General features: G+C 58.7%; 10 protein-coding genes. All 10 read left to right on the top strand.

Going from position 1 to position 11,594, the window contains the following annotated elements; genetic code table 11:
* The first annotated feature begins 108 nt into the window (after window positions 1–108).
* A complete protein-coding gene (gene gap / locus ABCP74_RS07850; RefSeq protein ID WP_006236151.1) occupies window positions 109–1,134 on the top strand; it encodes a type I glyceraldehyde-3-phosphate dehydrogenase in 1,026 nt (341 codons plus the stop codon).
* A 138-nt stretch (window positions 1,135–1,272) separates the two neighbouring features.
* Window positions 1,273–2,463, top strand: coding sequence for a phosphoglycerate kinase (locus ABCP74_RS07845; RefSeq protein ID WP_343001466.1), 1,191 nt, complete (start codon window positions 1,273–1,275; stop codon window positions 2,461–2,463).
* A complete protein-coding gene (gene tpiA, locus ABCP74_RS07840) occupies window positions 2,456–3,223 on the top strand; it encodes a triose-phosphate isomerase (protein WP_022094882.1) in 768 nt (255 codons plus the stop codon). Before ABCP74_RS07845 ends, tpiA begins: the two co-directional genes overlap by 8 nt.
* Before the next feature lie 5 nt (window positions 3,224–3,228).
* Entirely contained in the window at window positions 3,229–4,782 is a 1,554-nt protein-coding gene (gene gpmI, locus ABCP74_RS07835; protein WP_055251837.1) for a 2,3-bisphosphoglycerate-independent phosphoglycerate mutase, read from the top strand.
* 162 nt (window positions 4,783–4,944) lie between these two features.
* On the top strand, window positions 4,945–5,199 hold the full coding sequence (gene secG, locus ABCP74_RS07830) for a preprotein translocase subunit SecG (RefSeq protein WP_343001464.1): 255 nt from the start codon (window positions 4,945–4,947) through the stop codon (window positions 5,197–5,199).
* A gap of 294 nt (window positions 5,200–5,493) precedes the next feature.
* Window positions 5,494–7,170 carry a peptide ABC transporter substrate-binding protein gene (locus tag ABCP74_RS07825; RefSeq protein WP_343001463.1) on the top strand — a complete coding sequence of 559 codons (1,677 nt, stop codon included), beginning with the start codon at window positions 5,494–5,496 and terminating at the stop codon, window positions 7,168–7,170.
* Between the two features lie 156 nt (window positions 7,171–7,326).
* Window positions 7,327–8,364 carry an ABC transporter permease gene (locus ABCP74_RS07820; RefSeq protein WP_022094885.1) on the top strand — a complete coding sequence of 346 codons (1,038 nt, stop codon included), beginning with the start codon at window positions 7,327–7,329 and terminating at the stop codon, window positions 8,362–8,364.
* 14 nt (window positions 8,365–8,378) lie between these two features.
* On the top strand, window positions 8,379–9,314 hold the full coding sequence (locus tag ABCP74_RS07815; protein WP_343001462.1) for an ABC transporter permease: 936 nt from the start codon (window positions 8,379–8,381) through the stop codon (window positions 9,312–9,314).
* A 2-nt stretch (window positions 9,315–9,316) separates the two neighbouring features.
* The gene (locus tag ABCP74_RS07810; protein WP_117564867.1) at window positions 9,317–10,408 is read left to right on the top strand and encodes an ABC transporter ATP-binding protein; all 1,092 of its coding nucleotides are present in this window, start codon (window positions 9,317–9,319) and stop codon (window positions 10,406–10,408) included.
* Window positions 10,409–11,437, top strand: a complete 1,029-nt coding sequence (locus ABCP74_RS07805) for an ABC transporter ATP-binding protein (RefSeq protein ID WP_006236139.1) — start codon at window positions 10,409–10,411, stop codon at window positions 11,435–11,437. It abuts the gene before it with no gap.
* The last annotated feature ends 157 nt before the right edge of the window (window positions 11,438–11,594 follow it).

Here is an 11,594-nt window from a genome sequence, read left to right as displayed (position 1 = left end):
ATTCTCGTGAAATTCAAGTCAAAAAAAAGGTATATTAGGCGAGTGGTTAGTTTGTGGGCCTCAACGGCGGGCGCTGTAGCTTGCGGGGGCCTTACGAAAGGAGACACAATGGCAGTAAAGGTTGCTATTAACGGCTTCGGTCGCATCGGTCGTCTGGCCTTCCGCCAGATGTTCGGTCATGAGGGCTCCGAGATCGTCGCTATCAACGACCTCACCTCTCCCGATATGCTCGCTTACCTGCTGAAGTACGACTCCACGCAGGGCAACTATGCTCGCGATCACGAGGTCGTCGCTGGCGAGGATTCCATCACCGTTGACGGCAAGGAGATCAAGATCTACAAGGAGGCCGACGCCAACAACCTGCCTTGGGGCGACCTCGACGTCGACGTCGTTCTCGAGTGCACCGGCTTCTACACCAGCAAGGCTAAGGCTCAGGCCCACATCAACGCTGGCGCCAAGAAGGTCGTCATCTCCGCTCCGGCCGGCAGCGATCTGCCCACCATCGTGTACAACGTCAACCATGAGACGCTGACCGCTGAGGACAACATCATCTCCGCTGCTTCCTGCACCACCAACTGCCTCGCCCCGATGGCCAAGGGCCTGAACGACTTCGCTCCCATCGTCTCCGGCATCATGACCACCATCCACGCCTTCACCGGCGACCAGATGCCGCTCGACGGCCCGCAGCGCAAGGGCAACTTCCGTCGCTCCCGCGCCTGCTCCGAGAACATCGTCCCGAACACCACGGGCGCTGCCAAGGCCATCGGCCTGGTTCTCCCCGAGCTCAACGGCAAGCTCATCGGTGCCGCCCAGCGCGTCCCGACGCCGACCGGCTCGCTGACCAACCTCTACGCCGTCGTTGACAAGAAGGTCACCGTCGACGAGGTCAACGCTGCCATGAAGGCCTACGCCGAGACCATCCCCGATACCTTCGCTTACAACGAGGACCAGATCGTCTCCCGCGACATCGTCGGCGAGACCCACGGCTCCATCTTCGACGCCACTCAGACCATGTGCTCTGATCTCGGCAACGGCCAGACCCTCGTTCAGGTCACCTCTTGGTACGACAACGAGAACTCCTACACCTCTCAGATGGTCCGCACCATCAAGTACTTCGAGAAGTTCGTTGCTTAATTTAGCTTTTAGCGAATAGCTCGTTGAGCGTCTAAAGAAGGGCGCGGCCTTTAAGGGCTTATGCTCTGGGGTCGCGTCCTTTTTTATTGGAAACCGTGCGCACATACGTGCACACATGTACGAAAGGTAGAAGCAAACATGGCCTTTACCAAGAAGACCGTCCGCGACATCGATGTCGACGGCAAGCGCGTTCTCGTTCGCGTTGACTTCAATGTGCCTATCAAGGACGGCGTCGTGGGCGATACCACCCGCATCAAGGCTGCCCTTCCCACCATCAAGTATCTCGTCGAGCACAACGCTCGCGTCATCCTCATGAGCCACCTTGGCCGTCCTGCCGGCACTGGTTTCGAGCCCGAGCTTTCGCTCAAGCCGGTTGCCGCCAAGCTCGCCGAGCTTTCCGGTCTCGACGTCAGCTTCGTCCAGGACACCTACGGCGAGGAGGCCGCCAAGGCCGTCGAGGCTGTCGAGCCGGGCAAGGTCCTCGTTCTCGAGAACGTCCGTTTCGATAAGCGCGAGAAGAAGAACGATCCCGAGATCGCCAAGAAGCTCGCTTCCTACGGCGACATCTTCGTTCTCGACGCCTTCGGCACCGCTCACCGCGCCCAGGGTTCCGTCGTGGGCCCCGCCGCTTACCTGCCTGCCGTCGCTGGCTTCCTGCTCGAGAAGGAGGTCGACACGCTGACCGGCATCTTCGCCGAGCCCGAGCGCCCCTTCGTCGCCATCGTCGGCGGTTCCAAGGTTTCCTCCAAGATCGGCGTTCTCGATCACCTTATCGACTCTGCTGACACCCTGATCATCGGTGGCGGTATGGCCTACACCTTCTTCCTGGCTCAGGGCCTGTCCGTCGGTCAGTCTCTCAAGGAAGAGGACTGGGTCGAGCGCGCTGGCGAAATGCTCAAGAAGGCCGAGGAGAAGGGCGTCAAGATCCTGCTCCCCATCGACAACCGTGTTGCCGATCACTTTGGTGAGGACGCTGTCCCCGAGGTTGTCGCTTCCGACGCTATCCCTGACGACCGTGAGGGCATGGACATCGGTCCTAAGACCGAGGAACTTTACGCCGAGGCTGTCAAGGGCGCCAAGACTGTGTTCTGGAACGGCCCCATGGGCGTCTTCGAGTTCGATAACTTCGCTCACGGCACCCAGGCTATCGCCGAGGCTGTCGCCGAGGCCGACTGCACCTCGATTATCGGCGGTGGCGACTCCGTCGCAGCTGTCAACAAGTTCAACCTGGCCGACAAGATGAGCTGGATCTCCACCGGTGGTGGCGCTTCCATGGAGCTCGTCGAGGGTAAGGCCCTGCCCGGAGTGGAGGCGCTTCTCGATGCCTAATCGCACCCTTCTTATCGCTGGTAACTGGAAGATGAACAACGACGTCGCCGAGGCTGCCAAGCTCGCCGACGAGCTGGCCCAGGCTCTGCCCGAGGTTCCGGCTGGCGTCGAGGTGCTCGTCTGCCCTCCGACCATCGACATCACTACGGTCCATGACCGTATTCAGGCTGCCCCCATCGCCCTCGGTGCACAGAACGTGTACTGGGAGGCCAAGGGTGCCTTCACCGGTGAGTCCTCTTGCGACATGCTCAAGTCCGCTGGCTGCACCTACTGCATCATCGGTCACTCCGAGCGTCGCGACTACTTCCACGAGACCGACGAGGACCAAAACAAGAAGGCCAAGGCCCTCGTTGCCGCCGGTCTTGTTCCCGTCTTCTGCTGCGGCGAGTCCCTTGAGGTTCGCGAGGCCGGCACCTATGTCGAGCACGTCGTGAACCAGGTCAAGGCTGGCCTTGCTGGTCTTGAGATCACCTGCCCCAAGCAGGTCGTCGTCGCCTACGAGCCCATCTGGGCCATCGGCACCGGCAAGACCGCTACCGCCGAGGACGCTCAGGAGGTCTGCGGCGCTATCCGTGAGACCCTCAAGGAGATGTTCGGCGAGGAGCTCGCTAACGGCATCCGTGTCCTGTACGGTGGTTCCGCTAAGCCCGGCAACATTGCCGAGCTCGTCGCCAAGCCCGACGTTGACGGCGCCCTCGTGGGCGGCGCTTCGCTCAAGGCTGCCGACTTCGCCTCTATGGTCGTCAAGGCAGGCGAGTAGGACATATGGCACAGCGTCATCTTCCTGCACTCCTGATCATCATGGATGGTTGCGGCCTGGCTCCGGCCGATGGCGAGAACGCCGTCGCCGCTGCCAAGACGCCCTTCCTCGATAGCCTGTACGAGAAGTACCCCCACACCACGCTCGGCGCTTCGGGCGAGGACGTGGGTCTTCCCGATGGCCAGATGGGCAACTCCGAGGTGGGTCACCTCAACATCGGTGCCGGCCGCATCGTGTTCCAGGAGCTTTCGCGCATCAACAATGCCATCAAGGACGGCTCCATCGCCAAGAACGAGGTCTTCGTCAAGGCTATGGACGACGTCAAGGCTGACGGCAAGACTCTCCACCTCATGGGCCTTATGAGCCCTGGCGGTGTTCATTCTCATATGAGCCACGTCGAGGCTCTGGTCAAGATGGCTGCCGAGCACGGTGTCAAGACCGTTCGCGTCCACGCCTTCATGGATGGTCGCGACGTTGACCCGCAGTCCGGTGCCGGTTACATGAGTGAGTTCTGCGCCTTCCTGGCTAAGATCTCCGAGGAGACCGGTTGCGACGCTCGCGTTGCCACCGTCTCGGGCCGTTATTGGGCCATGGACCGCGACAACCGTTGGGAGCGCATCCAGCGCGCCTACGACGTCATGGTCAACGCATCCGATGCCGATACCGACCCTGTTGCCGGTATCAAGGCCTACTACGAGAAGGATCCGCGCGGCGACGAGTTCGTCGAGCCCTTCGCTGCCCACAACGAGGGCATCCACGAGGGCGACGCGGCCATCTTCTTCAACTTCCGTCCCGACCGCGCCCGTCAGATGACCCGCGTGTTCACGGACAAGGAGTTCGACGGCTTTGAGCGCGAGCAGATCAAGCTTTCGCACTTTGTGACGATGACCGAGTACGATCCGACGTTTGACGTCGAGGTCGCCTTCCCCAAGACGTTCCCCGAGAACGTCCTGGCCGACGTTATCGCCGCCAACGGCCTGAAGCAGCTGCACACCGCCGAGACCGAGAAGTACGCCCACGTGACGTTCTTCCTCAACGGCGGCATCGAGGAGCCCAAGGAGGGTGAGGAGCGCGTGCTCGTCGCTTCCCCCAAGGTCGCTACCTACGACCTGCAACCTGAGATGAGCGCTCCCGAGGTTACCGAGAAGCTTGTCGCCGCCATCAACGAGGATCGCGCTGATTTCTACATCGTGAACTTCGCAAACTGCGACATGGTTGGTCACACCGGTGTCTTCGACGCTGCCGTTAAGGCCGTCGAGGCTGTTGACGATGCCCTGTCCAAGGTTGTCCCGGCGATTCTCGCTAAGGGCGGCTTTGCGCTGATTACCGCCGATCACGGCAACGCCGATCACATGTTTGACGTTGCTTCCGACGGTTCCAAGCATCCGTTCACGGCTCACACCACCAACCGCGTGCCGTTCATCATCGTTGATGAGAAGGCACAGCTCACCGGTATCGAGGACGGCCGTCTTTCCGATATCGCTCCGACCATGCTCACCATGGCTGGTATTGAGCCTTCCGCCGAGATGACGGGTCGCGTGCTCGCCACCGAGGCCTAAGAGAAAACTCCAAGCGTTTTCTTGCAGGGGGTTGCCCATATTTGGGCAACCCCTTTTTGGTATTTCTGCCATTTCTACCCCGTCCCCGAGTGGCAGGTAGGGGAGAGCGGGGGATTGTGGTACAGTACTGGAGTTTGAATTGTTCTATTAAGGAGCTTATCTATGGGTCCGTTCCAGATTCTTCTGTTTGTCGTTTGGGCTGTTTCTGCCGTGGCGCTGACGATTCTCGTTCTGATGCACTCCGGTAAGGGCACCGGCGTTTCGGATATGATCGCTAGCTCGCTGTATAACTCCAGCTCTGCCACGGGCGTCATGGAGCAGAACCTCGATCGCCTGACGGTAATTATGGCCGTCGTTTTTGCCGCGTGCGTCGTCCTGTGCATGTTCTTCTTCCCGCAGGGTATCGTCGGCTACTAAGCACGAGCCGTATAAATACTTGAAAAGGGTTCCGCAAGTGCGGGACCCTTTTTGTTTACATATTTGTAACAGAGCCAAAATATCCCCACATACTTCGCCCAACTAAAGAAATTCTCGACCGTTGACCGGAATTAGCCCCAAATCGTGCATAAAATGCGCTACTGTATTGCGAAACGTTGGTCCGCTGTGCATAACCAGCCATAGCGGCGGACGGCGTTTTGATGGTTCGGATCGGATTGTCTCGACATGTGTCCGACTGAACATTTCTTTGTCCTATCTCATAAGGAGGATGGCATGGCTGATTCTATGTTCCACCAGCCCGTTATGGGTCGTCGCGCCTTTGTTGGCGGCACCCTCGCTGCGAGCTCCATGGCTTTTCTTGCCGCATGCGGCAAGAAGGGCGGCGACGCTTCCGGTTCTGAGTCCGGTTCGACGCTGAACTTCTACATCAACAACCCGGTTTGCATCGACCCCTACAATGTCCAGGAGGACCAGGGCACTCAGGTCGAGTACCAGCTCTTTGACGCTCTGACCTCTTATGACGCCGAGAAGGGCGAGATCGTTCCGCTGGCTTGCGAGTCCTTCGAGGCCAACGACGACGCCACCGAGTTTACCTTCAAGATCAAGAAGGCCAAGTTCCACAACGGTGACGACGTTACCTCCAAGTCCTTCAAGCTCGGTTGGGAGCGTCTGGTCAACACCAAGTCGGCCATCGCTACCGAGTACGGCCCTTCCGAGGTCTCCTATCACCTTTCCATGGTCGAGGGCTATGACGACCTGCTTGCCGGTAACGCTACCGAGCTCAGCGGTGTTACTTGCCCCGACGATGAGACCCTCGTCGTCAAGCTGACTTCCGCTTACGCCGACTTCCCCTTCGTCGCCTCTCACCCGGCTCTGGCCCCGGTTCCCGAGTGCGCCGAGTCCGATGCCAAGAGCTTCTATCTTGCGCCGATTGGTAACGGCCCGTTCATGATGGACGGCAAGTGGGAGGATGGTCAGGAGATCAACCTCAAGAAGTTCGACGATTACTATGGCGATAAGGCCAAGATCGATGGCATCCACTTCCAGGTCATCAAGGATATGGAGACCGCTTACAAGGAGTTCCAGGCCGGTAACCTCGATGTCTGCGACGTTCCCGTTGCTCAGATCGATGCTGCCAAGAAGGATCGTGGCGTGTCCAAGGACGGCTACACCATGGGCGACGGCGAGCGCATGCTGCTCGGTGCCGAGCCTTCCACCTACTACCTGACCTGCAACAACACGGCCGAGCCGTTCAACAACGCCGACCTGCGTAGGGGCATCTCCCTGGCCATCAACCGTGAGGCTATCTGCAAGACCATCTACAAGGGTACCCGTACCCCCGCCGACGGCATTGTTCCTCCGGGCATCGATGGCTACAAGGAGGGCGCATGGGAGTTCTGCGCCTACGACGTCGACAAGGCTAACGAGTACCTCGATAAGGTTGCTCCTGCCGATGCCAACGGTGACCGTGGCATTAACGTGACCCTTTCCTACAACCAGGATGGTGGTCACAAGGAGATCATGGAGTCCATCATCGGCGACCTCGCCAAGGTTGGCGTTACCGCTGTCTCCGATACCCCCGAGTGGTCTGCCCTGCTCGAGCAGTACCAGAACTTCGACTATCAGTTCGGTCGTCTGGGCTGGATTGCCGACTACCCGATCATGGATAACTTCCTGTATCCGCTGTTCCACTCCGACTCCCTCGGTGGCGACAACCGCTCCGGTTACAACAACCCCGAGTTCGACGCCAAGGTCGACGAGGCTCGCACCACGGTTGACGACGAAGAGCGCGTCGCTAAGATGCAGGAGGCCGACGCAATGGTCGCTGCCGACTGCCCGGTCATCCCGGTGATGTTCTACACGCACACCATCGTTGGCTCCGATCGCATCAAGCACCTCTATGTCGATCCGCAGAAGCACGCCGAGCTGGGTACCGCTGAGCTCGCCTAAGAGTTTGCAGCTTCCGTGAGGGTCAAGTATTTACGTAGACCTCATGGGAAACATACAGTTCTCCCTAACCTGGGGTAAACTGGCTGATGGTAATTTTGGGATGCCGGTCTGGCGATCGGCATCCCATTTAGGTTAATCCCTAGATAGGGGAGTGGTATGGGTAAGTACATCGTTAAACGTGTGCTTCAGTTCATCCCGGTATTTTTGGGCGTTACGCTGATTCTGTTCGCCCTCCAGAATATCGTGCCGGGAGATCCGATCAAGCTGATCGGTGGAGACAAGGCTCTGTCCCCCGAGGTGGAGCTTCAGCTTCGCGTTCGCTATCACCTGGTCCAGTCGGACGAGGACGGCAACGCGATCCTTGACGAGAACGGCGACCCCGTTCAAACGTCGCTCGTGGACCGTTACTTGTATTACATGAACGGCCTGCTTCATGGCGATCTGGGCAATTCGTATCAGCGCAAACTGCCGGTTACGGAAATCTTTGCCCAGAAGTATCCGTATACGGTCAAACTTGCCGCGTGCGCCATCGTGCTCGAGGCGATCATGGGTATCGGTGCGGGTATCATTTCGGCGGTAAAGCGTTATTCCTTCTGGGATATTTTGGTAACGCTCACCACGTCGATCCTCGTTGCCGTACCGGCCTTCTGGCTCGGTATGTTGCTGCAACTGTTCTTTGGCGTCATTCTCAAGGACGCCACGGGCGGTGCAATCTCCATGCCGATCTCGGGTGCCGGCGGTTCCAGCTCTCAGTATCAGGATTGGATGCACTATGTGCTTCCGACCATTACGCTGGCTTCGGTTTCGACCGCTTATGCTGCCCGCATTATGCGCTCGCAGCTGCTTGACGTCATGAACCAGGATTACATCCGTACGGCAAAGGCGAAGGGTCTCTCCAATCGCGCGATCATCGTCAAGCATGCGCTTAAGAATGCACTCATCCCCGTCGTTACCTATATTGGTGTCGACTTTGGTGGCATGCTTTCGGGCGCCATCCTGACCGAGACGGTCTTTAACTGGCCCGGTATCGGCTATGAGGTCTATCGCGCCATTAGCATGCGTGACTGGCCCATCGTTATGGGCGGCGTTACGCTCATCGTCGTCGTCGTTATGGTGATCAACCTGCTCGTCGACATTAGCTATGCATTCCTCGACCCGCGCATCCGCCTTGGCGGTCCGTCGGATAAGGCCTAAGGGAGGTACGTCTCATGCAGGAAACTGATTCTCAGTCTCAGGAGCAGGCTACCGCCACCAAGGCCGCATCTGCTCCCGCCAAGTCCCGCACGCTGTGGGGCGACGCTTTTAAGCGTCTTCGTAAGAACAAGCTCGCCGTTATCGGTGTCTGCTGGATCATCATCGTCGTTGTGGTTGCCCTGACCGCAGATCTGTGGGCTAAGCCCTGGCTCGGTTCGCCGACGGCTTCCGACTCGACCACCATGGCCGAGACGTCGCTGCTGGCTCCGTGTGCAGAGCACCCGTTTGGCACCGACGCCCTTGGTCGTGACATTCTCGTCCGCGTTATCTACGGTGCGCGCGTTTCGCTGTCCGTCGGCATTATGGCCACCGCGATCTCCACGATGATCGGTCTGGTCATGGGTGCTCTGGCGGGTTTCTACGGCGGCATCTGGGATACGATCATCATGCGCTGTGCGGACATCTTCCTGGCGTTCCCGTACGTGCTGTTCGTTGTTGCCATGATCGCCGTTATCGGCCGTGGCCTTCAGAACGTCTTTATCGCCATCGGTATTCTCGGCTGGCCTTCGATTGCGCGCGTCTTCCGCTCTGCAATCTTGACGGTCAAGGAAAACGACTATGTTGACGCTGCGCGCGCGATGGGTGCATCCGATGCTCGTATCGTCGTGCGTCACATCTTCCCGAACTCCGTCGCCTCTATCGTGGTCTACGCAACCATGAACATTGGTGGCGCCATTCTGACCGAGTCCGCTCTGTCCTTCCTCGGCATGGGCGTTATTCCGCCTACGCCTTCGTGGGGCTCCATGATTCAGGACGGTCAGCAGTATCTTCTGACCGCTCCCTGGATGATGATCATGCCCGGTCTGGCAATTCTCTCGACGGTGCTCGCCTTCACCCTGCTGGGTGACGGTCTGCGCGACGCCCTCGACGTCAAGATGAAGGACGCATAAGGATGAAGAAGAACAAGAACTATGTGGACCTGAAGGACCAGCCGGTTCCCGAGGGCCAGCATCTGCTCGAGGTCGATGACCTTAAGATGTATTTCCATACCGAGGATGGCGTCGTTCGCGCTGTCGACGGTGTGTCCTACACGCTCGATCGCGGCGAGACCCTTGGCGTCGTCGGTGAGTCCGGCTCCGGTAAGTCCGTGACCGCCATGACCATCATGGGTCTTATCTCGATGCCTCCGGGAAAGATCGAGGGCGGCGACGTTCGCTATCGCGGTCGCTCCATCCTCGAGATGACCGAGGAAGAGATGCAGCACATTCGCGGTAACGACATCGCGATGATCTTCCAGGATCCTATGACCTCCTTGAACCCGGTCTATAAGATCGGCAAGCAGGTGGGCGAGGGTCTTCGTCTGCACCGTGGTTACTCCAAGCAGGAGGCGCTCAAGCGCGCCACCGAGCTTTTGGACCTCGTTGGCATTCCCGAGCCCGAGAAGCGCGTCAATGAGTATCCACATCAGTTCTCTGGCGGTATGCGTCAGCGCGTCATGATTGCCATGGCCCTTGCCTGCGATCCCGATATTCTGATTGCCGACGAGCCCACGACTGCCCTGGACGTTACCATTCAGGCTCAGATTATTGAGCTTATGCAGGAAATGCAGGAGAAGAACGGCAACGCCATCATCATGATTACCCATGACCTGGGCGTCGTCGCCGATATGGCCGATAAGATCATGGTTATGTACGCCGGCCGTCCCGTCGAGTTCGGTACTGCTGAGGAAATCTTCTACGAGAGCCGCCACCCCTATACCTGGGGCCTTATCCGCTCCATCCCGGAGCAGGCCATCGATGAGAAGAAGCCGCTTACGCCGATTCACGGCAACCCGCCTTCGCTCATGAACCTGCCCGAGGGCTGCGTGTTCTCGCCTCGTTGCCCCTATGCAACCGATAAGTGCCGCAAACAGCGCCCCGAGCGTGTTGTCACCGAGTCCGGCCACTATTCTGCGTGCCATTATTCCGGTGACCCCGAGTTCCTTAAGAACGCTCCCGAGACGTCTCGTACGCGCAAGGATTCCAAGAAGGGAGGCGAGGCGTAAATGGCAGACAATAACGAGCGCACTCCGCTGCTGAAGGTCGAGCACCTCTCCAAGGAGTTCCCCGCAGAGTCCGGCATGTTCGCCAAGCGTTTTTCCAAGCGCGTCGTCTCTGCTGTAAACGACATCTCTTTTGAGATTTATCCTGGCGAGACCTTTGGTCTGGTTGGCGAGTCTGGTTGCGGTAAGTCCACCACGGGCCGCACTATCATGCGTCTGACCAAGCCGACTGCCGGTAAGGTATTTTTCCAGGGCAAAGATGTTGCCGAGATGAGCAAGCATGAGATCAAGGACATGCGTCGCGAGATGCAGTTTATCTTCCAGGATCCTTATGCTTCGCTCAACCCTCGTATGACCATCGGCGAGATTGTCTCCGAGCCCATGACCATTCATGGTGTGGGTACCAAGGAGGAGCGCATTGAGCGCGTCCGTGAGCTTCTCGACGTCGTTGGACTGAACCCCGAGCACATCAACCGCTATCCGCATGAGTTCTCGGGCGGCCAGCGTCAGCGTGTCGGTATTGCCCGCGCTTTTGCGCTGAAGCCCAAGCTGATTATCTGTGACGAGCCGGTATCCGCTCTGGATGTGTCCATTCAGGCCCAGGTTCTGAACCTGCTCAAGGAACTGCAGGACAAGTTCGGTACCGCGTATCTGTTTATCGCACACGACCTGTCCGTCGTACAGCACATCTCCGATCGCGTTGCCGTTATGTATCTGGGTAAGATGGTCGAGGTTTCGGACTGGAAGACGCTCTATAGCGAGCCTCACCATCCGTACACGCAGTCGCTGCTGTCTGCCGTGCCGGTTCCCGATCCGGATATCCAGAAGACCCGTAAGCGCATCATCCTCGCTGGCGATCCGCCGTCGCCGCTGGATCCGCCGACCGGCTGCCGTTTCCACACGCGCTGCCCGATCGCTCAGGGTATCTGCTCCGAGAAGCTGCCCGAGTTTAAGGAAGTTGCACCGGGTCACTGCTGCGCCTGCCACTTCGCGGAGCCGTTCCCGATCAAGGAATCGCACATCGACCTGTAGTCGGTTGTTTTCGTCCGGGCCCGCCCTGGTGTTACTTTTCAGAACGTCCTCGGACATGCAAGAAACCCCCGCTGCGCACTTTGAACTGCACCCCAAAACTTGGACGGCTTAAATAAAAGCTACGCCGCAAGGGACTGTCTCCGGAACTCCTCCGGGG

It is taken from the genome of Collinsella aerofaciens (assembly GCF_039062315.1).
Classification (GTDB): Bacteria; Actinomycetota; Coriobacteriia; order Coriobacteriales; family Coriobacteriaceae; genus Collinsella; species Collinsella aerofaciens_BG.
Note: the sequence above shows the minus strand (reverse complement) of the source record. Positions and strands in the feature narration are given on the sequence as shown.